Source organism: Acinetobacter sp. WCHAc060033, from assembly GCF_004209125.1.
GTDB classification, from domain to species: domain Bacteria; phylum Pseudomonadota; class Gammaproteobacteria; order Pseudomonadales; family Moraxellaceae; genus Acinetobacter; species Acinetobacter wuhouensis.
Map to the genome: position 1 here is coordinate 25,613 of NZ_SGSW01000018.1, position 23,509 is coordinate 49,121.

The window sequence follows — 23,509 nt, forward strand, 5'->3', positions numbered from 1 at the left end:
GATTATTTATTGTTATTTTCTAAGCACATCCTTTAAGCGGATTTTGCTGTAATTTGATTCTTTTGAGCCTCCTCTAATTCACGAACAAGAGGCAACACCTTTTCCCCAAAATATTCGACTTCTTCAATAAAATGTAAGAAACCTGAAAGAACTAAATCCACACCGACACTTTTTAATTCAACAATACGTTCAGCAATCTGTTGTGGTGTGCCAATTAAGTTGGTTTTGAAACCATCGTTATATTGCACTAAGTCTTCAAAAGTAGATTTTGCCCAATTGCCTTCTCCTTCTTTAGAGGCTGCACCTGCTTCACGGGTCGCATCACCAAAGGCATTCACAGCTTCAACATTGGCTTTGGCAATGATTTCTTGTAGTACAGCTTGTGCTTCTTCTTCAGTGTCACGGGCGATAATAAAAGCATTTACGCCAATTTTAACTTGATGATTATTGGCTTTGGCTTTTTCACGAATATCATCAATTTGCTTTTTCAATTCAGCAGGAGTATTGCCATTGGTAAAGTACCAGTCAGAAACACGAGAAGCCATGTCACGTGCAGCACGTGAACTACCGCCTTGGAAAACTTCAATATGTGGTTTTTGCACAGGTTTTGGCTTTAAGGTGTAGTCTTTAAACTGGTAATATTTACCATCAAAGCTGTAGTTATCCGTCGTCCAGATGCCTTTTAAGGTACGGATAAATTCTTCAGAACGGACATAACGCTCATCATGTTCAGGCCAAGGCTCACCAATGGCATCAAACTCGCCACGGAACCAGCCACTCACGACATTGATCGCCACACGTCCATTGGTTAAGTAATCAATGGTTGCCAATTGTTTGGCAGCGAGCGCAGGCTTCCAAGGACCTGGCAGAATTGCCGCAATGACTTTTAATTTTTCAGTTTTTGCTAAAAGTGCATGACTGAAACTTACCGATTCATGTTGATTCTCAGCACCATAACCTGCGGTAAAACGAATTTGCGTCAGCGCATATTCAAAACCACTTTTTTCAGCAGCTTGCGCCAAACGCACATTGTAGTCATAGCTCCAGTCGGTACGTTGCTCAATATTACTCACAACTAAGCCACCACTGACGTTGGGAACCCAGTAGGCAAATTTAATTGAATTTTGGTCTGTGGAAGTAAATTGTTTTTGTGACATGTGATGACCCTCTATTTTTATTATCTATATACGAGGTTGCGCTTAGGCAACCTGTGTTTTCGGTGTTTTAGATTTGGCATGTAAACGAGATTCAGCAGCATCTAAGTTGGGAATTGCTGCGGATGGAAGCACTTCCTCTTGCTCAATTTGTTTGTTAATGCCTAAGTTCTGGTTCGCTTGTTCAGTCTTCGCTTTCACGACTTCTGCGCGTTGACCTTTGGCAGGTGCCCACTCTAAAATAGGTAATGCACGAGCAACCGCAAGCGTAATCCGATCACGTAAAAACTCGCTGTGAATGGTGTATTCAGGCGTGAAGTCACGATCTGTGGCATAGACACCAATTGGTAAAGTCTGCGCCTGGAAGAAGCTGAACAATGGGCGTAACTGATGCTCAAGTACTAAAGCATGACGGTCTGAACCACCTGATGCAGCCAATAATACTGGTACATCAACAAGTGCAGTTTGTTCAACAAAGTCAAAGAAATGTTTAAAAAGACCTGTGAATGAGGCACGGTAAACAGGTGTTCCCACAATTAAAGCATCGGCTGCTTCTACGGCAGCTAAATCATCTTGGACACGTTGAGGCAATTGATTACGATAAATTGCACCACCGAGTAAATGTCCAATTTCACTGAATTTAATGAAATGTACATTGATTGGTGTTGCTTCACCCAGCTCATCCAAAATCGCCTGAACAAGTGCTTCGGTTTTTGAAGGGTTATTTAAGCCACCAGATACAGCGACAATATTGAGTGGCTTTTGTTGGGTATAAAAAGACATTTTTGCAACCTAATAAATTAAATCTCGGAATGCCTTTTATTTATCTATATCTGCCTATTGCTGTAAAATAACGAAAAAAAAATTGGTTATCATTTTTTGAGATAAATGAGAAATTGCTGAAATAAGTAACGAATGATCAAATTAAGTGTTTGAAGCTAAATATTATTCGTAATTAGAATAACTAATTCTTTTTAAAATATTTATTTTATATGTAAATGTGATATTTAAATCTCAAATTTGAGTAATAACATAAAAAGTGTAGGGAATTTTCATTAAAGCCAACAAATCATTTAAAAATTCGTTAATATTTCCGTATCCTAAATACTAATAGTACGGTTAGAATGGAATAACTGTGCTAGAGATCTCTCGCTTCGCTTATGAATATTTTAATCGTTGATGATCATCCACTGTTTCGCCATGCGCTCATTCAGGCGGTTCGCTATAGCTTGCCACAAGCTCAAATCAGTGAAACTGCGGCTGTAAATGAATTTTATGAACGTTTGGAAAATGGTCCAGAACCAGATCTAGTCTTATTGGATTTGAACTTACCCGGTGCATCAGGTTTCTCTGCATTGGTACACGTTCGTGCGCAGTATCCATCGATTCCGATTATTGTGGTTTCTGCACATGAAGAAGCATCTATTATCCAGCGTGCGATCGCACATGGCGCGATGGGCTATATTCCAAAATCAGCACATCCAAGTCATATCGGTGAAGCGATTCGTCAGGTTTTAGAAGGTGATATTTGGTTACCGCCAAATTTACCTGCTGCCAACATGAATTTTGACCCGCGTGCGGCAGATGAAACAGCTTTGGCTGAACGTATTCAATCTTTAACACCTCAACAGTTCCGTGTGTTGATGATGGTGGCGGAAGGTTTACTGAATAAGCAAATCGCCTATGAACTTGATGTTTCTGAAGCAACGATCAAAGCACATGTTACGGCAATCTTCCGTAAGCTCGGCGTACAAAATCGTACTCAAGCCGTATTAGCCATCAATGCTTTAAATATTGAAGAGAAGAAAGTTTAATTGCTTATCATTTTGAGTAGTTTATTTTGACCTAGCTTGAATGCTGAAAAGAAATAAATGACGACAACTGCAAAATGATTGAAGATTTAAAAAGCGTGTATGGAGCTATACACGCTTTTTTGCTTTTATGAACACTTAAAAATAGGCGTATACTGATTCTATCTCATGAACAATGATGGCTGAAATGTCTGAGTCTACGCCTTATATTGAGTATGGTACAAAACCTTTTATCGCGATTCTCCTGTCGCTGTTCTTAGCAGGATTTGCTGTATTTTCATCATTGTACTGTGTGCAACCGATGATGCCATTCTTAGCAAAATTCTTCCACGTCACACCGACCCACAGTAGTTTTCCGCTGTCATTCTCAACCATCGCTTTGGCACTGGGTTTACTATTTGCAGGACTGATTTCAGATCGTTTTGGTCGAAAACAAATCATGGCAATCTCGCTATTCTCTACGGCAATATTATTATTGATCAGTTCATTTTTGCCTTATTGGGAAGTTTTCCTTGCGACTCGAATGATGGTCGGACTGGCTGTAAGTGGTGTCGCATCTGTTGCGATGACTTATATTGGGGAGGAAATTGCCCAGAAAGATGTCGGTTTTGCCATGGGCTTGTATATTTCAGGCACTGCGATTGGCGGAATGGGTGGGCGTTTAATTGCGGGGGTATTGCTGGATTATATTTCTTGGCAAACAGCTACCATGATCATTGGTATATTAAATTTATTGATCGCCATTACTTTTTATCTCGCACTACCAGCTTCAAAACATTTCACATCTTATCCAATTCAATTCTCTCGTTTTATTGAGTCTTTTAAGAAAAATTTGTCTGACCCTAAACTTAGATTACTGTTCATCGAAGGTTTTATTCTTATGGGCTGTTTTGTGACAGTCTTTAATTACATGAGTTATCACCTACTGGAAAAACCATTTGAACTTTCACAAACATGGATTGGTTTGATTTCGATTGCTTATTTATCTGGAATTTATAGTTCACCACGTGCCGCCAGTTGGAGTCGTAAGTTTGGTCGGGATAAAGTTTTGATTGCCATGTTTCTAACGATGATTCTTGGTTTATGGATCATGTTAATCCCATCATTAACAATGATTTTGATTGGTTTATTGATCTTTACTTTCTCTTTCTTTGCAGCACATTCCACTTCAAGCAGTTGGGTGTCGGTACAGTCCTTACAATATCGTGCTGTCGGTTCTTCCCTATATTTATTCTGCTATTACTTGGGTTCAAGTTTCTTAGGTAGTAGTAGTGGTTTGGTTTGGGAAAATTACGGATGGTTTGGATTAACCGTGACCATTACATGTATTTTGTGTGTTGGTTTATGGGTCGCGTTTAAATTAAAGCAAATGCAGGAAATATCTAAATAAAAACAGTGAATTGATCAGCTTACAATTCACTATTCCCTCGATTTGCTAATTTTTAAGATTCTGTTGAATAAATTCAATGCTGCTTTTTTTCAGTTGTTCCAAGGCTTCTGCTTCAACAGGATAATGTCCACCTTTTGGTAACATGACGACTTGATGTGGAACAGACAATTGTTTGAGTACAGGTTGGCTCAGTTCTAAGGGTGTCCAATGGTCTTCAGCGGGTTGAGTCAATAAAACAGGGCATTGCGTAAAATTTGAGATTTCATATTTTGGTCGATAATTCATATAACTATTTAAAAACTTAATCGACATGGTATTTCCTGCCGAAGTTTTGTCATTGAGCATGATTTTCAATGCTTCTTTATCATTGCTTAAAGCATACATCTTAGAAACCAATGACATCGGTAAAGCAATATTGCCGATAGGCGTCTTTGCACTCAGTTTCATACTTGGCAAAGTCATTGAACTAAGTGGGCTAAAGCGCATTGTCCCTTTTTTGACTGCTAAATTTCTTTGATCGAGAAAGGTCATTCCAATAATGCCTTTTACATTTTTATTCTGCATCGCTACATGTAAGGTCAGCATTCCTCCAGCAGATAAGCCGTATAAGAATATTGGACGTGAATCTTTTTCCGCTTCTGTATCAACAAAGTCACTGACCAATTGAACCCAATCTTCATAGCGTATTTTACTTTTTTTAGGATATTGACTGAGTCCATAACCGATTAGATCAAGAGACATGGTTTCATAACCTGCCTGAGCCAGTGGATGACCGAGGACTAAGCTCATTTGACGACCATTGGTTCCCACACCATGTAGTAAAATCACTTTAGCAGGTGAATTGGGGCGCGGGTAGTAATCGACATGAACTTGGTTCTCTTTCCATTGCCAAAAGTATTCTTGTGGTAACTGATCTTGGGTTAAACGATAATTTTCTGGCATGCGATCTTGTAATTCTTTCCATGCTTTTTGTTCAGCATAAGACTGTTCTTTTGCTGCATGTGCAGAAATAAAGCTTTGTAAGAACACCAGTATGGAGACGATAAATCTTTTTATTGGCATCAGTCATCACCTATTTATTTTGTCTATACAATAAATAAAATGGCACAAAATGGATTGACAATTGGGACAAACATCACATTTTAATGGTCAATATTTAGACTATGAAATTGATTTTTAATTTGATTTAAAACCACCATTTGTCGGTTTTTTGAATTTCTTAGGAGTCATATTCTACATTTTAAAAATTAGGTTGTTTTTTAATCAATGAAAATGAATTCAATTCATGGTAAAATGATCAACTTTCATCTTAGATCTCTCCCGATCGCCAACCGCCAATCGAGAAATTCAACATGTCGACCGCTTATACTGCTCAGACTGCGCCTACTGCGTTGTTTGATTATGACAAATATTGGGCATCGTGCTTTGAACCAGCACCTTTTTTACCCATGTCACGCGAGGAGATGGATCAGCTCGGTTGGGACAGTTGTGACTTTATTTTAGTCTGTGGTGATGCCTATATTGATCATCCATCGTTTTGTTCAGGCATCATCGGTCGTACTTTGGAAGCGCAAGGTTTCCGTGTTGGTATTATTGCGCAACCTGACTGGACATCGGCTGAAGCATTCAAAGTTTTAGGCAAGCCGAATATTGCCTGGGGTGTGACCGCGGGCAATATGGATTCGATGATCAACCGTTATACGGCTGACCGTAAAATCCGTTCTGATGATGCGTATTCTCCAGATAATCAACCGAATAAACGTCCAGACCGTGCTGCGACGGTGTATTGTCAACGTTGCCGTGAAGCATTCCCTGATGTGCCTGTTTTACTCGGCGGGATTGAAGCATCTTTGCGTCGTATTGCGCATTATGATTACTGGTCAGACAAAGTCCGTCGCTCAGTATTGATGGATTCTAAAGCCGATCTGTTGATGTACGGGAATGGCGAGCGTTCTATCGTTGAAGTGATGCATCGCCTTGCCAAAGGGCAAAAAATCCATGAAATCACCGATGTTCGTGGTACTGCATTTATTGTTAATAAAAATAACCGTGCTTCAAAAGCACACTTCGTTGAAATTGCATCGAATGATGTTGATTCGATTGGTCGTGTAGATCCAATTATCAACCCCTATGTGATGACTGAAGATCTAGATGGTTGTGAAATTGAACAGGGCAAAGGCAATTCTTTAACGCAGTATCAAAACTTCCAGAAAGAACTGGTTGCCAATCCGATTGTCCGTGAAGGCGACAATCTGGATGAAAATACCCAAATCGTGCAGCTTCAACCTGCATCGAAAGCGATTAAACACAAATTGCCTCCACGTGAGTTGGCAGTAATTCGATTACCAGCTTTTGAAGAAGTATCACAAGATCCTGTTTTATATGCACATGCCAACCGTATTCTTCATCTTGAAACCAATCCTGGTAATGCGCGTGCAATGGTGCAGAACCATGCGGGGCGTGATGTATGGCTGAATGCACCACCGATTCCATTGACCACTGAAGAAATGGATTATGTGTTTGACTTGCCTTATGCACGTCTGCCACATCCTGCTTATGGTGAAGCACGTTTCCCTGCATTTGACATGATCAAATTCTCTGTGAATATCATGCGTGGTTGTTTTGGTGGTTGTACGTTCTGTTCGATTACAGAGCATGAAGGTCGTATTATTCAGAACCGTTCGGAAGAATCGATTCTACGTGAAGTGGAAAAAATCCGTGATACCGCACCAGGTTTTACAGGCATCATTTCGGACTTAGGTGGTCCAACGGCAAATATGTACCGTCTGGCGTGTAAAGATCCTGAGATTGAAAAGAACTGTCGTAAACCATCCTGTGTATTCCCAGGTGTGTGCCAGAATTTGCATACCGATCATGCACCATTAACACAGTTATACCGTAAAGCACGTGCATTAAAAGGCATCAAAAAGATTCTGATTGGTTCAGGGTTGCGTTATGACCTTGCAGTTTTGAACCCTGAATATGTCAAAGAATTGGTACAGCACCATGTCGGTGGTTATTTAAAAATTGCGCCCGAACATACCGAAAAAGGTCCATTGTCGAAGATGATGAAACCTGGTATCGGGACCTATGATCGCTTCAAACAGATGTTTGATCGTTACAGTAAGGAAGCAGGTAAAGAACAGTATTTAATTCCGTACTTTATTGCAGCGCATCCGGGGACGACCGAATACGACATGATGAATCTGGCGATTTGGCTGAAAAAGAATGGTTTCCGTGCTGATCAGGTACAGACTTTCTACCCATCGCCAATGGCAACAGCAACAACCATGTATTACACAGGTAAGAACCCGCTGGCAAAAGTGGCGCGTTATACTGAAAATGTCGACATCGTGAAAGGTGATAAGCGTCGTCGTATTCATAAAGCCTTCCTGCGTTATCATGATCCGAACAACTGGCCTTTGTTACGTGAAACCCTGAAAGAAATGGGGCGTGCCGATCTTATTGGGAACTCGAAACAGCATTTGATTCCGACTTATCAGCCTGCGGGCAGTGCAGAGGGTCAGTATCAATCTGCGCGTAAGAAAAATTCAACGGTGGATGGCGATTCACAAAAGCGTAATGGTGAACAGGGTAAACGCACTAAAGCTGCTCAAGGTCAGTCACGTCCATCGAATACCAAAAAGCGTCCTGAACGTGGTCAAATTCTGACGCAACATACAGGTTTACCACCTCGCGAAACAGGTGATAAAAAACCGTTTGGTGGAAAGGGTAATGGAAAATCTAAGCCGAAGCATAGAGCTTAGGTTTTGAGATAATAGTTGATTGAAGAGGATGCGGAAGCATCCTTTTTATTTTTATAAAATAATCAATTGAATAGTCTAATTAGAAGTAAAATTTCAGTACAAACCTAGATCGATTAATGAATAATCTAATCTGTGGATAAGTCATTGCAAAACTGTTGAAAACTTTAGTACAGAAAAAACACAATAATTTTATGTAAATTGTCGAACAATCATACTAAAGTTACGACAGAGCGTGTTGTATTCCGTATAGAGAAACGGTATAAAAGTACTGAACACATTCATTTTTTTCAATAATCAGTGAATAAAATGAATGTTGGTTCAAATTATAAATTAAAACCGTGGTTTAATCGAATATTTAGAATAATGAATATCGATTTTTAGTGAACGATTAAAACATTAAACTGAATGGGAAAGTATCTATAGATACATAAAATTGGTTTTTTTAAGAACCATACTATAAAAAAGAAATAAGGAACATCAACAATGGACATGATCATTGTCGCAAGTTTGGTATTACTTGCTATTGTGACTGGCGTTGCTTATAAAGGACTAAAAAATAAGCAACAGACAGATAGTGCTTTACGCAGAAGAGCTGTATTTAACTCGCATGAACAAATGACTTTTACTCGTCTAAAAGAAATATTACCAGAAGCGAATATTCTGGCGCATGTTTCATTTGATGCATTACTCACAACCAAATATTTGCATACACGTCGCAAATATCAGCAAATGTTTGCTGATTTTGTGGTGTTAGATAAAGATTGTAAAGTTTTGGCGGTGATCGCCCTAGACGATGTTAACTCGGTGAAGCGTTCTACAAGAAGTCGGTATGAAGATGCCCTGTTACAATCGGCAGGCTATCGTGTAGTACGTTATATGGGTATTCCTGAATATCAATATTTACGTGAAGATTTTCTTTCAGAGTTTTCTGAGATGAGTCGCCCTCAATTGATGGAAGAGCAGACTATGGGGAAGTTTGATCTTTACGCGAATCGTGATTCACGTGTTTTTGGATAAGTGTTGAGTTCCTATAAATACGCAATAAAAAATGCATGTTTTTACATGCATTTTTTTGCTTTAAAACAAATGAATTGATTCAAATGATTGAACAATTAAGGCTTTACAGCAACGACAGTCAGTTCAACCAACACATTGGGATCATACAGTTTAGCTTCTACACAAGTCCGTGGTAAGGCTTCAATATCAGATACCCATGCATCCCAAACCTCATTAAACGCGGCATAATCTTTTTCAATGTCTTTTAAATAAATCGTCACTGACATGATATGACTTTTATCTGTGCCTGCATCTGCCAAAAACTGGTCAATAATGTCGAAAGTCTGTTGAGTTTGACCTTTAATGTCTAAGCTAAAATCACTAGCCAATTGACCAGCCAAGTGAATTAAATTTCCTGAAATTGCAATTTCAGAGAAACGTTTTGTAACATGCAGACGTTGTACAGTCATAATCATTCCCAAATTTTATCTTGTGTTCAAGTTTACGTGATCATGAATGATCTGCACATCTGGTTTTTCAGACTTTGTGTTATGTGTTGGTGAATGTATCGATACGGATCAATATTTTGGATTGAAAAAAAATTAAGCAGTTCTGTTTGGGGCAGATGATCAAATTGCCCAAATTTAAAAATTGAATTCTTGCGCTACGTAATTGAGTTAAACAGTACGCAATTGAACATTTTAAAGGACAAAGTTGTTGGATATTTTCTATGTATTGCTGTTTTTGAATGATGGATATATTCATTTTAAGACCTCTAGATTCAGAGTGATGATTAAAGATTTGATTAGAAAAATGATTGATGCAAAAAGTGGATGGTATGTACCATCCACAGGGGGCGATATGCCTATTGATGAGGTGTGTAAGGTTTAAGTTCACGCTCTGGTCGATTGCTGATTTGATACCAGTCGATATGACGAGTAATGAACATCACGACTGCAAGGACGACAAATGAAATGATTGAGCCGATCAAGAATGTTTTGCCTGAAGACTGCAATAACATGTACATGATGGCGTAGAGCGTACTAAGGATGATGCCGAACAGCATTGCAGGTTTAGCGCCTTTCATCACAAAGAACAGATACCACGTCATTAACCCCACGCAGGCAATACATGCCACTACATAGGCCCATGCAAAGGCATAATACTCACTGATTGAGAGTAATAGGACAAAGAAGATTCCTTGCGCCATTGCCACCAAAGAATATTGAATCGGGTGGATGCGTAAGCTTTTCAACACTTCAAATAGAAAGAAGCAACCAAAAGTAATGATGATAATGACGATACCGTATTTAATCGCACGGTCTGTTTGGGTGTAGACATTTACGGAATCTAAAAACTCGGTGCTTAAACCAATTTTCTGACTATTTTCGGATTCATATTCTGCGTTTTTGATGTAATTACCATCACTGAGTTGTCGGATACATTCATTGTTTTCACAGTTGATGAGTTTGTTTAAATTCTGGTGACCTAGCGCAATATTTTTCCATTGGGCAGTGAATTGTTGATGAGCACTGGTTTTTTCAAGCGGTAGATTTTGCCCTGAATATTTAGCATCAGCCCAATTGCCTTTGGCTTGATAAGTTACACTGCGACTGGTTGGAATGAGGGTAAATTTCCCTAAACCTGCTATTTTTGCATCTAAATCAAAGGCAAAACCATTTTGGATCGCAGAGATTAATTCTGGATGTTTCTGAGCCGAAATGCGCATAAAATCAAAACCAGTACTGTCATTGCCTTGAGGGCTCATTTCAAAGGCGTAGTTTTTATTAAGCATTTTCAATGTAGGCTGAGTTGCTAAACCACGTGGATCATGGATTGGGAAGAGGATTTCTGCTTTTTCCCATTGGTAGTTTTTATTTTCCAAGGTTGGTTTTTGGAAGATGCCTTTTGCCGTTAAATTGGCTTGGTAACTGATGGCACGGTAAATCGTGCGTTTATACTGATCATTTTTGACATCAAAATTGGATTGCCATTGAGTGCTATCCGCACTGACATACACCCAGTGTTCTTGCGTACATGCATGTGCAACTTTTTGCTCATCTAGGCAAGTCGTTTGTTCTAGGTAAGGGACACGGACATAAGGTGAGATAATGGTTTGTGGGCTGATATTATTTTGGGTGATTTCTTGTAGAAATGCTTTTTGGTAGCCTTGTCGTTCGGAAACAAGACTACTGATAAAGAATAAACCGACCCAAAAGAGGGCGACTAAAATCACGATGGCGATGATTTTGAGTGTAAGGAAGCTAGAGCGCATCACTGTTGTCCTGAATGGTTGTTTTTGTCAGGATTGAGTGTGCAAAATTGAAATGTGTTTTGTTTGCGTTAGGTTTGTGTTTTCTGTGAAGTTTGGGTGAAGTGTAATATTCTTCACGACAATGGATTTAGGGCAATTGAATATTGACCCTTACGCCTTGCTGATGTGGCTGAATGATTGAAATACTATTTTCCTGAATATTTTCAATCTGAATGTGTCCATGATGTTGTTTAATCACTTGTTTGGCGATGCTTAAACCAATGCCTGAACTGCGTTGTTGGCTAATCGGGCGAGGTAGTGAAAAATAAGTATCGAATACTTGAGACAGGGCATAGTCAGGGATCCATTCTCCCTCATTAAAAATAGTAAGCTCAATGTTTTGATCATTTTGAAGATGATGTGAACGGTGTAGCTGAATCAAAAGTTTGGCTGAATTTGCAGAGAAATCCAAAGCATTGTCAATAAGATTGATGATGACTTGCTGAATCCAAAAACGATCTGCATTCATCATACAATCAGGTTCAATATCTAATAAGCATTGAATTTTTTTTGTCTGAATTTGACTGGCATATTGGTCTAAAACCTGTTGAATCAGTTCAGATAAGTTGAAATTTTGAATCTCGATTTGGTGCTTTGATTTTTCCAAGCGTGTTAATAAAAGCATGTGATCAATTAAACTGCGTAGGCGATGACTTTGCTCATGAATGTGGGTGGCGAATTGTTGCTGATCATCTAGGGGCAAATCTTCTTTGAGCAGTTCAGCACTGGCTTGAATCGCCGTGAGTGGGCTTTTTAACTCATGCGTGAGCGTATTGACATAATGTTCAACATAGGCGCGATCTTCTAGTCTTTCACGCATATTTTCAACCGCTTGAGCGACCAGATTGAGTTCTTGGGCAGAACGGAAATGTGGAGTTTGATTGACAGGAGCCAGTGCTTGCGCATATTTCCGTACACGGTCGATACTATGTTTGAGCCAATAGGCGACCAAACTGGCAAGAAATAAGCTGATTAAAGTAATCCATGCTGCTTGACGAATCAGTTGATTTTCAGCACGTTGAATATAGGGTTGCACGGAAATATTTGGCTTACCAATACTGACCACACCGATGAGTTTATTGTGTTGATTGACTTGATAATAAATCGGTGCAGCAATAAACATGATGCTGTTGCTACTGCCCAAATCATTGCCTTTGACATCATAACTACGCGTGGAACGCACGCCGTATTTTCCTCTCAATGTGAGGTAGACATCATTCCACTGTGAATAATCTTGTCCTGTTGCAATCCCTTGTGAATCATAGATCACAATACCTTTTTCATCGGTAATATAAATTTGCTGATTGATCTGATCTTTGTTGTGTTGCCAAATATTGGCATTGAGCTTTCGTTTTAGTGCTTTCTGAATTTTCTCATCAAATTGGGGCGTGCTGACCTTATTTTCATAGACATCTTCAGCCACCAACATAGCGATGATATTGGCATTTTCAGCTAAGGTATCTTCAACTACTTGGCGTACATTGGGTTTAACTTGCTGGTTGAAGGTATAAGACATAAACCATAGACCGAGCAGGATAATCAGCCCGAAGAAAAACCAGATACGGATGAAGATAGACATGTTTTAACTCAGCTTTTTCAAGCTATAACCAAAACCACGATGGGTTTCAATCGGGTCTTGTTCAGGTGCAATCTGTTTGAGTTTATTGCGAATGCTTTTGATATGCGTATCGACGGTTCGTTCTAAACTGTGCTCAGGATGTTCCCACACATGATCCATCAGTTGTTGTCGGCTAAATACTTGCTCAGGATGTTGAATCAACAATTTGAGTAAACGATATTCATAACGAGTCAGTTGTAGGGCGGTGTTTAAATATTGGATGCGTAATGATTCATCGTGACATTGCCATATTTCAGCATTTTGAACATTGGAGTCTTGTAATTCGGTATGAATAATTACATCAACTTTGCTTTGTTGTAATTGGTTTTGAATTTCCATTCTACGCCAAATGGCTTTGATACGAGAGACAATTTCTCGTGAACTAAAGGGCTTGGTACAATAGTCATCTGCACCAATTTCCAAACCGACAATACGGTCAATTTCATCATCCCGCGCAGTTAAAAACAGAAGAGGGGTATGATTGAATTGACGAATTTTTTTACACACTTCAAAGCCATTTAAGTCAGGTAAACCAACATCTAAAATAATAAAATCAAAAGCTTGTTGTTGAATATAATCAATCGCTTGAAGCCCTGTATTTGCCCAAGTCACTTGCCACTCTTCACGTTCTAGTGCATAGCGCAAAGGCATCAGGATTGCAGCATCATCTTCGACACATAAGATCTGTTTTTTATTATTCATCGTGATTTAAACTTTGATTTAAATAAGAGCAACTGCGTTTGAGTGTACTGAAATTGACGTATTTAGGCGAATGATTTAAGTGAAGTTTAGGTGAACTTTGATTGTTTGGGTTTATTGAACAGAATATGAATTTGAAAATTTTGCGAGGAGTTTTGAAAGGGCAGTATACCCATGTGAATTTCTGAGCGCCCTGTAATATTCGGATTTGATCGTCACGCCAATCACAGGACAGCAAATCAAAAGTATTGGTGACTTTTGAGATCTCGACAAAACATGGGTAATGTAGTGCGTGGAATAGATTACTCTAATTTTGAGCAAATAGGGTTAAGTATTTAGTCGAACAAGGTTTCTTTGGTTGTAAAGTGATCAATACTCAAGAAGGTTATTGATATTACTTAGCTTATTGTTATTTTAAATTGTGTGTTTAGGTAAATGAGAAATAAAAAAAGATGCCGAAGCATCTTTTATTTTATTCATAGATTCAAAGTATTAGCGTTTCACTACGATTGAATCAATACCGCTATGTTGCAGCGTTTGTTGTGCAATCACGGCTGCATTTTGCGAGTCATAAGGTCCTGAAATCACGCGGTACCACGTTTTCCCACCTTCTGAACTTTGTACCACGTCGGCAGATAGACCATTCAAAATGATTTCAGCACGACGAGCATCAGCCGCATCAGGGTCATCATAACTACGAACTTGTAGAATATATTCAGGTTGTACGGGCGCAGTAGGTTCAGCATTGACACCTACATCGACATCATTTGTCTGAGATGGTGCTTCAACAATCACAGGCTGTTGCTGAGTTTGAGTTTCAGGTACAGCTTGTTGAGGGATTGGCGTCACTTGTTGTTGAGGTAGAAGGTCATAGAAACGATAGTCTTTGTTAGTATCTTCTTGATAATGCTCAGAAGTAACTTCATTTCTAGGTTGAACAGGTGCCCAAGGTTTCCAGAGTAGCAAGGCTACGCCAAAACTTAACACGATTAATACGACCACAAGTAAGCCTAACCATTTAGGAATTAATGGCTGTTTCGGCTTTGTCGGTCTTTCAGATACACCGCGTTGCGTTTTTCCAAACACTTGGAACCCTCTTATTCTTTATTTTTAACATCAAGCTAAAGCATAAGTTTGCTTTAGCTTGATGTAAAGTAATGATTTATTACTTTGTTAGACACTTCTGATATTGAGGCTTTTAGTCATGCACACATTGTATGCTGACTTTGAGTCAAGCTCTCGTCTTGCGAGCATGTAAAGCGATGTTTTGCTTACATGCTTTTTACTTCGAGCTCAGCTCTCGTCTTGCGAGTATGTAAAGCGATGCTTTACATACTCTCAGGCGCAGACACACCCAATAACTCAAGACCATTGCGTAAAACTTGCTGTACATTCACAGAAAGCAATAAACGCGCTTGAGTTAAATCAGCATCATCACCTAAAACTTTATTTTCGTTGTACCAACCGTGGAATAAAGCAGCCAATTCTTTCAAGTAGTTACCCACTTGATGCGGTTCAAAGTTATTTGCAGCACGAACAACAATTTCAGGATAAGCCGCAAGCTTCGCCAAAATCTCAGTTTCAGCATCAAGATCTAATTTCGCTGCAAATTGACGTGCATTTGCTGCTTCAAATTGAAGCCCTGTCGTTGTCGCTTTTTCTAACATACGGCAAATACGTGCATGTGCATATTGGATGTAATACACAGCATTATCTTTACTTTGTGAAACAGCTAAATCTAAGTCAAAATCAATGTGTTGTTCAGACTTACGCATTACATAATAGAAACGCGCAGCATCATTACCCACTTCTTTACGAAGATCGCGTAAAGTTACGAATTGACCTGAACGAGATGACATTTGTACCATCTCACCGCCACGCCATAAACTCACGAATTGAACTAATAGTACAGTGAGTTTTTTAGAGTCATAGCCCATTGCATCAATCGCAGCTTTAACACGTGCGATATAGCCGTGGTGATCTGAGCCCCAAATATCCACAAGGTCAGTATAACCACGTTGTAATTTATTCAAATGGTACGCAATATCAGACGCAAAATAAGTGGTTTGACCATTGCGACGTTTTACAACACGGTCTTTTTCATCGCCAAATTCAGTCGATTTAAACCAAATATTGCCGTCTTTTTCGTATAAGAAACCACGTTGATCAAGGGTTTGTAATGCTTCATCAATTTTGTCAGTCAGTGATTCTTCACTGAACCATTGATTGAAGGTTACACCAAACTCGCCTAGGTCATCTTTAATATCATCAAGAATGGCTTTTAAAGCAGCTTGTAGGAATACACGATAACCTGCGCCAATCAAAGTTTGAGAATTAAAAATCAAACCATCAATATGCTTTTCTTTATCGCCTGACAGAACCACTTTGTTACCATCGGCATCCAATTCTTCAGCATATTGTACATCTTCAGGCACGTCTTTATAGACATCAGCAACAGGGCGTACATAAGCGTCGCCATCTTTGTCGATAATGCTTTGTGCGATTTCTTTAACATAATCGCCTTGATAGGCATTTTTAGGGAAAACTAAAGTTTGCCCCGTCAATTCTAAATAACGTAAATAAGTTGAAGTCGCAAGTATGTCCATTTGACGACCTGCGTCATTGACATAATATTCACGGTCAACTTTAGCACCTGTTGCTTCTAGTAAGTTTGCAACAGTCATACCATACGCTGCACCACGACCATGCCCCACATGCAGGCTTGAAGTCGGGTTTGCAGAAACAAATTCAACTTGAATTTTCTTCGCAGCATTGGCTTGGGTTTTACCAAACTGATCTTTTTGCGCTTGGATTTGATCAAGTACCGTAAAGCGTTGATCTGCATTTAAAAAGAAGTTGATAAATCCAGGACCCGCAATTTCAGCTTTGGCAATATCAACCACTTCGGGCAGATTTGCTAAAATTTTCTCAGCAAGATCACGTGGCTTCATACCCGCAACTTTTGCACCCATCATGGCAATGTTAGAAGCGAAATCGCCGTGGCTTCGGTCTTTAGTTCGCGTTAAAACACTTGTGTTTTTCCAGTCAGATGGAAGAGTCCCTTCAGCTTGTAGGGATTGCACTGCATGATCGAGAGCTACTTGTATGGCCGTATTCATAATCTATAGAGAAATAAATGTCGCAGAAAAACGGTAAATATAGCAAATTTTGAGCCTCTTAGGTAAATGCATTTGTATAGAATAAAACTTATTCGATCATAAAAATGCACTTACTCGGCTTTTTGACGGATTGTGTGGTGATTTATAGAGAAGTGAATCACTTCTAGAATGATTAATTGATGAAAATAGACGAGATAAATCGTGTGGGATAGGGCAAGAAATTTGTTTGTCAGCCCGAATTGTTAAGGCTAAAATTGACGAAAATTTTTTCATGAAAGCATGATGTCAAATACACCTCCCACGATTATCGGCAATATTCCAAAACTTCCTGCGAAATTCGCCACATGGATCATGCCATTCTTCTTGTCCTGTTTAATGAGTGGCATGGTGTCCTTGATCAACATGCTGATCAATGTCGGTTTGATTAATGGCTTCTTTATCAAGTGGTTTTCTGCATGGATGGTGTCGTGGGCTGTGGCATATCCCGTAGTGCTATTCGTTTTACCTTTGGTTCGACGTTTAACTGCTGTATTTGTAGATATGCCGAAAAATTGATTTCTATCCATCTATTTTTGGCTATTCGCCCATTTTTAATTACAGGTCACAGGTTTTTCTAATAACTCTGCTTTACCATTGGCAAAAGTATAAAGTTTTGCATTATTAAATACTTTAATGGTTTTGGCTTTACTTAATGCGGTTTTAAAAGTCGGCATTTTTTTCGCATTGACCAAGTCAAAAGGATTGCCATAGTTTTTATTGTCGATCAAAAACTGGACTTGACCTGCTTCTGGATCATGCGCTTTTAAAAGTTCTTTGCCATCTTTGTCTTCAATACTAAAACTGGTTTTCTGTGTTGTAATTTTACAATTCAGGCGTAAATATAAAATATTTCCATCTGTTGATTTATTCTGAAGTGTATAAATACCTTGTAGATCATTTTCAATATAGACCCATTGACCTGTCGGCATATTGATTTTCATTTGTTCCAATTTTTCTAATGTCGCCTTACTGACATCAACCACGCCTTTTTTATCAATTTCAGGAATTTTTGCTTCACCTAAACCGACAAGACTTTTTACTTTTTCTGTGGTTTTAGAGACGCCAGAAGATACTTTTTTAGCAGTTTGGCAACCAGTACATGCGATGGCAGTACTTAAAAGAAGAATAGGTAGTTTTACATTCATTGTTATAAATTATGAGATTATTATCTTGCTGACAAAATAAATCTAAAGTTAAAAAAAAGCAATCATTGGTAAATATTGCTAACAAATCTATATAAGATTCAATAGATTTTAAATGAGAGGTGAGCTACAAACTGAAATTAAAAGCAACAATAAAATTAAACTGAGCAGAATTTATCATTTTGTAAAATACTTGGAATATCATTATCACGTATCTAAATACCAATTCATCCTAAAATAGGCTTAAGCTAGTACCCGACCAAAGTCTTAGTTTAGTAAAAGAGAGAAGCACAGCGATTGCTTCGATGAGAATGGAAATGCCAACGGAAACCTCGAAAAAATATCCTTTATATATTCATTATGCTGGCAATGCCTTGCTAGAACTACCATTACTCAATAAAGGTTCAGCCTTCACAGAAGAAGAGCGTACCCAATTTAACTTACACGGTTTAATCCCTCATGTGATCGAAAACATCGAAGAACAGAGTCAACGCTCATATCAACAGTACTGTTCTTTTAGTGAAGCGATCAATAAACATATTTATTTACGAAATATCCAAGACACCAATGAAACATTGTTTTATCACCTGATTGAAAATCATTTGAGTGAAATGATGCCGATTATTTATACACCGACTGTGGGTGAGGCATGTCAGCGTTTTTCAGACATCTATCGTCGTCATCGCGGGGTGTTCCTATCTTATCCAGATCGTAAATATATCGATGAAATTATTCATAATGTAAACCGCAAAAACGTCAAAGTCGTAGTGATTACCGATGGCGAACGTATCCTTGGTTTAGGTGACCAAGGGATTGGAGGGATGGGTATTCCAATCGGTAAATTATCGCTGTATACCGCGTGCGGTGGGATTAGCCCAGCTTATACGCTACCGATTACTATTGATGTTGGAACCAATAATCAGCAATTACTCAACGATCCGATTTACCTCGGATGGTCTGAGCCGCGCATCAGTGGTGATGAGTATTATGAGTTTGTTGATGAAGTGATTGCTGCGGTGAAGCGTCGCTGGCCGAAAGCTTTGATTCAATTTGAAGATTTTGCACAAAAAAATGCGATGCCTTTACTTGAAAAATATCGTGATCAGATTTGTTGTTTCAATGATGATATTCAGGGTACAGCAGCGGTATGTGTTGGGACTTTGATTGCAGCAAGTCGTGCAGCGGGTAAACAGCTTAAAGATCAAAAAATTGCCTTTTTAGGTGCAGGCTCGGCAGGTTGTGGTATTGCAGAACAAATCATTGCACAAATGGTTTCAGAAGGTTTAACTGATGCTGAAGCACGTGCGCAAGTCTTTATGGTTGATCGTTTTGGTTTAATTACTGAAAATCAGCCGAATCTGTTAGATTTTCAACGTAAATTGGCACAAAAGTCTGAAGATGTTGCGCATTGGGGCAATGCCGAAGAAATTATTTCCCTGTTCGATGTTGTGAAAAATGCCAAACCAACAGTATTGATCGGTGTATCAGGTCAACCAGGTTTATTCACTGAAGAAATCATCAAAACTATGGCGCAGAATTGTGAATATCCAATAGTGTTGCCTTTGTCGAATCCAACTTCTCGTGTAGAAGCTGTCCCTGCGGATATTCTCCAATGGACTGAAGGTAAGGCTTTGATTGCGACAGGTAGTCCATTTACCCCAGTGAATTATCATGGTCAAACCTTTAATATTTCACAGTGCAATAACTCGTATATTTTCCCAGGAATTGGTTTGGGTGTTGTTGCGTCGAATGCAACTCGCATCACGGATAATATGCTCATGGCATCAAGTTCTGCGTTGGCAGATTGTTCACCGAAGTTAAAAGACATCCACGCAGATTTATTACCTGATTTAAATGAACTGCAAAAAGTGTCTAAAATCATTGCTTTCAAAGTTGCTAAAGCTGCAATTGAAGATGGTGTTGCACCATTAATTACAGATGAACAGTTGCATGAAAGCATTGAAAAGAACTTCTGGAAACCAGAATATCGTGATTATAAGCGAGTTCCTTTTTAATCATGCATTTAATTTGAAATGAAGAAAATGAGATCTTAAATAGATCTCATTTTTTATGTTTGATTTTTCTAAAAATAAAAAATTTAACAATTTTAAGCTTTCCTTTGATTCTTCATTGTTTAAAATAACTTCATAAAAATTAACTATTCATTATTAAAATGTTAAAAAATATTAATAACTTACTTGAAAGCTTCGGCTTAAGTATGCAGAAACGTGCCATTCATGTGCAGTTTTCCAATCAGAATTTAAATAGCAGTGTATTTTTACAATGCATTCAAGGTCAGCATATTATCAATCAAGGCTTAAAAGCTGAGTTATTGTGTTTATCGACCAATGCGCATATTCCGTTAAAGCAATTCATTGGTTGCCAAGTTGCAGTCGACCAAGTGACTGATTTTGGTGAGTTATATCGTACGACAGGAATTGTCACAGGGGCGAGTCAAGGGCAGAGCGATGGTGCATTGACGGTGTATAAGCTGACACTTGAGGATGCTTCTACACTTTGGCATAAACGTCGCAACAGCCGTGTGTTTATGAATAAAAGCGTGGTTGAAATTACCGAGATATTGTTTAAGGAATGGCAAGCGAAAAGTGCGTTGTTTGCTTCAAGTTTGAGTCTAGACAGTAGTGGTCTTAAAAAAGAGTATGATGTCCGCCCATTTGTCATGCAAGCTAATGAAACTGATTATGATTTCCTCACACGTTTATGGCGTAGTGAAGGAGTTAACTGGTTGGTGGATGAATCAGTTAAAATTGTTCCGATCTCTGCGACTCAAATTCAAGCGCAGAAATTACGCTTAATTGATGATAATTCTCAATATGAAGCGATGCCTCGACGCAGTATTCGTTTCCATCGTAGTCATGCCACGGAACGCTTTGATACCATTACCAATTTGATTGCACAACGTTCCATTCAATCTACCGCAATTCAGGTGCAACGTTGGCAAGCCGACAGTTTGTCGCAAGATCAAGGTGAGAGTGTATTAAGTCATCATACGCATAGTGATCAACAAGATAATGAAACCTTAAGTTTGGAACAAGCATGGACTATTAGCCCAGCTTGGACCAGTGACTTAAAGGGTGAAGATCAGACTACGACTTCAAGTTCTGCACAAATTGAAAAGCTCAACAATCAACTCACACAGTATCAAGAATTGCAGTCTAAATATTTCACTGCGACCAGTTCAGTCCGTGATGCACAAGTCGGTTATTGGTTTGAACTTAAAGAGCATCCTGAAATTGATCAACACGAAGGTTCAGATCGCGAATTTTTGATTTTAGGCAAAACTTTTTATAATCAAAATAATTTGCCTAAAGAATTACAAGATCAGCTCTCTAAAATTTTAAATTTAAGCTATTGGAATCATTTAATTAAAGATCAACGTCAAGCCAATGAGTTGTCTTTAGTTCGTCGCGGGATTTCGATTGTTCCTGAATATAATCCTTTAGACCATCGCCCATCGGCTTTCCCACAACGTGCCAAAGTCGTTGGACCTCAAGGAGAAACGATCTATGTGGATCAATGGGGGCGCATCAAAGTTCGTTTCCTCTTTACCCGTACCGATGATAATGCCCATGATGGTGGTGCAGGCTCTAATGACAATGATACGGATTCAGCTTGGGTAGATGTATTGACCTCATGGGCAGGTGAGGGCTATGGAACACGTTTCCACCCACGTATCGGTGAAATCGTCGTCATCGACTTTTTTGATGGCAATGTAGACCGTCCATTTGTAATGGGGCGTTTGCATGAAGCTGAACGTCACCAAACTATGTTCGATATCAAAGGTCAGTTACCCGATACTAAAAAACTCAGTGGTATTCGTTCTTCTGAGGTTGGCGGTTCAGGTTTTAATCAACTTCGTTTCGATGACACGACAGGGCAAATCAGTGCTCAGTTGCAAAGTAGCCATGCAGCGACACAGTTAAACCTCGGAAATTTAAGCCATCCGAAAGATAAAGAAGTCAGCGATGGTCGTGGCGAAGGTTTTGAACTCCGAACCGATGCTTATGGTGCGATGCGTGCGGGTAAAGGGATGCTGATTACCACCTATGCACAGGAAAATGCAATCGCAGATCATCTTGAAGCGGCACAGGCACAGTCCTTGCTCAATCAAGGTGCTGAAAGCATGAAAGCATTGAGTACAATTGCTGTTAAGCAACAAACAGATTCTTTAAATGTTATCAATCGTCTACCAAAACTGATCAATTCTTTAGAACTAAAAGGTGCAAATGAAGCATTACAAGCAACCGTAGGTTTGTTTAAAAATGCGATTAGCTCTGACCCTATTTCTGCGCTGAAAAGTAGTGGTGACTTCATTGATGATATTAAAAGCTTTGGCAAAGATACCCAAAATATTGTCAGTGAATTTAAAGACTTTTTTGATGATGCAAAAGAATCAGTCGAAAATTTAAAAGACTTTATTGAAAATATTGAAGAGCACGGTTCGGATATTTTAAAAGGAAAGTTATCTAGCTTTAAAGACATAAAAGACAAGTTTGATTCTAATCCACTCGAAGCTTTAAAGGATGTTGGTAAAGTCTTGGGTAATGTTGAAATTAAAGATTTTGATTTAACCAGTACTTGTGGAAGCTTTGGCAAAGGAAGCAAGTTGGATGTCAATCCAATGCAAGCTTTAAGCTCACTCCAAGGTTTTATGGAAGGTTATACGCAAGGTCTTGAAACCAGTAGTGATGATAAAAAACAAGAACAAGGCAAAATTTTCCGTCAAGCATTGATGCTATTGGCTTCTCCAAACGGTATTGCTTTAACCACACCTGAAGACATTATTTTACAAGCTTCGCAAGACATTGCTGAGAGTTCTGGTGCTTCGATTAATTTGAGTGCGCAGAAGAATATTGTGGCGCATGCGCAAGATAAGCTGAGTTTGTTTGCTGCACAAAAGGGCTTGAGTGCTTATGCAGCAAAAGGTCCGTTAAAAGTTCAGGCTCAGGATGATTTGGTCGAGATTATTGCCAAAAAAGTGATTAAGCTGATTTCGACAGAAGATAAAATTGAGCTGACCAGTACCAAAGAGATTGATCTAAAAGCAGGTGGTACTCAGCTGATTGTGAATGGTAGCGGTGTCTTCATTAAAACGGGTGGCAAGTTTGAAGTGAAGAGTGGGCAGCAGGTGTTTATGAGTGGGGCGAAAGTATCTTATGAGGTTCCTCAGCTACCAAATAATGTGATGTATAGTAATAAGTTGGATGTTTATGATTTGTTCTGGGATTTTGATTTACCAAATTTATCTTATGTAGCTAAGTTTAAAGATGGAAGAATTTCAAGAGGTTCATTAGATGAAAATGGTCGAACTGCACGAATTGGTTCTGACTCTTCTGAGCCAGCAGAAGTATTTGTAGATACTAATACTGACTGGGTGGTAGAAATTGAAGAAGATGATTCAGAGGTTGAATCTGAAAATCAAAACATTTAATAAAAAGA

18 protein-coding genes are annotated in these 23,509 nt (G+C 38.9%); 7 read left to right on the forward strand and 11 right to left on the reverse strand.

Going from position 1 to position 23,509, the window contains the following annotated elements; genetic code table 11:
- Nucleotides 1–32: 32 nt before the first annotated feature.
- Both sfnG and msuE read right to left on the reverse strand, forming a co-directional pair.
- A complete protein-coding gene (gene sfnG / locus EXE10_RS09840) occupies nucleotides 33–1,157 on the reverse strand; it encodes a dimethylsulfone monooxygenase SfnG (protein WP_130113241.1) in 1,125 nt (374 codons plus the stop codon).
- A gap of 42 nt (nucleotides 1,158–1,199) precedes the next feature.
- Nucleotides 1,200–1,937 carry an FMN reductase gene (gene msuE, locus EXE10_RS09845; protein ID WP_130113242.1) on the reverse strand — a complete coding sequence of 246 codons (738 nt, stop codon included), beginning with the start codon at nucleotides 1,935–1,937 and terminating at the stop codon, nucleotides 1,200–1,202.
- Between the two features lie 377 nt (nucleotides 1,938–2,314).
- Here msuE and EXE10_RS09850 point away from each other — a divergent pair, with 377 nt between their 5' ends.
- Together EXE10_RS09850 and EXE10_RS09855 are read left to right on the forward strand one after the other, a co-directional pair.
- Nucleotides 2,315–2,968, forward strand: coding sequence for a response regulator (locus EXE10_RS09850; protein ID WP_068975621.1), 654 nt, complete (start codon nucleotides 2,315–2,317; stop codon nucleotides 2,966–2,968).
- A 175-nt stretch (nucleotides 2,969–3,143) separates the two neighbouring features.
- Nucleotides 3,144–4,355: an MFS transporter gene (locus EXE10_RS09855; RefSeq protein WP_130113243.1), complete on the forward strand. Its 1,212-nt coding sequence runs from the start codon at nucleotides 3,144–3,146 to the stop codon at nucleotides 4,353–4,355.
- A gap of 45 nt (nucleotides 4,356–4,400) precedes the next feature.
- Here EXE10_RS09855 and EXE10_RS09860 read toward each other — a convergent pair whose 3' ends face one another.
- Nucleotides 4,401–5,417, reverse strand: a complete 1,017-nt coding sequence (locus EXE10_RS09860) for an alpha/beta hydrolase (RefSeq protein ID WP_130113244.1) — start codon at nucleotides 5,415–5,417, stop codon at nucleotides 4,401–4,403.
- 290 nt (nucleotides 5,418–5,707) lie between these two features.
- Here EXE10_RS09860 and EXE10_RS09865 point away from each other — a divergent pair, with 290 nt between their 5' ends.
- On the forward strand, nucleotides 5,708–8,122 hold the full coding sequence (locus tag EXE10_RS09865; RefSeq protein ID WP_130113245.1) for a YgiQ family radical SAM protein: 2,415 nt from the start codon (nucleotides 5,708–5,710) through the stop codon (nucleotides 8,120–8,122).
- 483 nt (nucleotides 8,123–8,605) lie between these two features.
- A complete protein-coding gene (locus EXE10_RS09870; protein ID WP_130113246.1) occupies nucleotides 8,606–9,139 on the forward strand; it encodes a DUF2726 domain-containing protein in 534 nt (177 codons plus the stop codon).
- A gap of 95 nt (nucleotides 9,140–9,234) precedes the next feature.
- On the opposite strand, the gene EXE10_RS09875 is transcribed toward EXE10_RS09870, so the two are convergent.
- The 7 genes from EXE10_RS09875 to argS all read right to left on the reverse strand — a co-directional run bounded on the left by EXE10_RS09875 (nucleotide 9,235) and on the right by argS (nucleotide 16,868).
- A complete protein-coding gene (locus tag EXE10_RS09875; RefSeq protein ID WP_130113247.1) occupies nucleotides 9,235–9,588 on the reverse strand; it encodes a RidA family protein in 354 nt (117 codons plus the stop codon).
- 79 nt (nucleotides 9,589–9,667) lie between these two features.
- Entirely contained in the window at nucleotides 9,668–9,883 is a 216-nt protein-coding gene (locus EXE10_RS21895) for a hypothetical protein (RefSeq protein ID WP_130113248.1), read from the reverse strand.
- Nucleotides 9,884–9,983: 100 nt separating this feature from the next.
- Nucleotides 9,984–11,393 carry a cell envelope integrity protein CreD gene (creD, locus tag EXE10_RS09885; RefSeq protein ID WP_130113249.1) on the reverse strand — a complete coding sequence of 470 codons (1,410 nt, stop codon included), beginning with the start codon at nucleotides 11,391–11,393 and terminating at the stop codon, nucleotides 9,984–9,986.
- 127 nt (nucleotides 11,394–11,520) lie between these two features.
- Complete coding sequence (gene creC, locus EXE10_RS09890; RefSeq protein ID WP_130113250.1) at nucleotides 11,521–13,011, reverse strand: two-component system sensor histidine kinase CreC; 1,491 nt, start codon at nucleotides 13,009–13,011, stop codon at nucleotides 11,521–11,523.
- A 3-nt stretch (nucleotides 13,012–13,014) separates the two neighbouring features.
- Nucleotides 13,015–13,752: a two-component system response regulator CreB gene (gene creB / locus EXE10_RS09895; protein WP_130113251.1), complete on the reverse strand. Its 738-nt coding sequence runs from the start codon at nucleotides 13,750–13,752 to the stop codon at nucleotides 13,015–13,017.
- Between the two features lie 489 nt (nucleotides 13,753–14,241).
- Nucleotides 14,242–14,835, reverse strand: coding sequence for an SPOR domain-containing protein (locus EXE10_RS09900; RefSeq protein WP_068975630.1), 594 nt, complete (start codon nucleotides 14,833–14,835; stop codon nucleotides 14,242–14,244).
- 242 nt (nucleotides 14,836–15,077) lie between these two features.
- The gene (argS, locus tag EXE10_RS09905) at nucleotides 15,078–16,868 is read right to left on the reverse strand and encodes an arginine--tRNA ligase (RefSeq protein ID WP_130113252.1); all 1,791 of its coding nucleotides are present in this window, start codon (nucleotides 16,866–16,868) and stop codon (nucleotides 15,078–15,080) included.
- A 282-nt stretch (nucleotides 16,869–17,150) separates the two neighbouring features.
- On the opposite strand from argS, the gene EXE10_RS09910 reads away from it, so the two are divergent.
- Nucleotides 17,151–17,423 (forward strand): DUF2798 domain-containing protein, encoded by a 273-nt coding sequence (locus EXE10_RS09910; RefSeq protein WP_068975632.1) that lies wholly within the window; start codon nucleotides 17,151–17,153, stop codon nucleotides 17,421–17,423.
- Nucleotides 17,424–17,458: 35 nt separating this feature from the next.
- Here EXE10_RS09910 and EXE10_RS09915 read toward each other — a convergent pair whose 3' ends face one another.
- Nucleotides 17,459–18,052 (reverse strand): hypothetical protein, encoded by a 594-nt coding sequence (locus tag EXE10_RS09915; protein WP_130113253.1) that lies wholly within the window; start codon nucleotides 18,050–18,052, stop codon nucleotides 17,459–17,461.
- 314 nt (nucleotides 18,053–18,366) lie between these two features.
- Between EXE10_RS09915 and EXE10_RS09920 the strand changes: the two genes are divergently transcribed.
- Together EXE10_RS09920 and EXE10_RS09925 are read left to right on the forward strand one after the other, a co-directional pair.
- Nucleotides 18,367–20,064, forward strand: coding sequence for an NAD-dependent malic enzyme (locus tag EXE10_RS09920; protein WP_130113254.1), 1,698 nt, complete (start codon nucleotides 18,367–18,369; stop codon nucleotides 20,062–20,064).
- 158 nt (nucleotides 20,065–20,222) lie between these two features.
- On the forward strand, nucleotides 20,223–23,501 hold the full coding sequence (locus EXE10_RS09925) for a type VI secretion system Vgr family protein (protein ID WP_130113255.1): 3,279 nt from the start codon (nucleotides 20,223–20,225) through the stop codon (nucleotides 23,499–23,501).
- Nucleotides 23,502–23,509 lie beyond the last annotated feature (8 nt).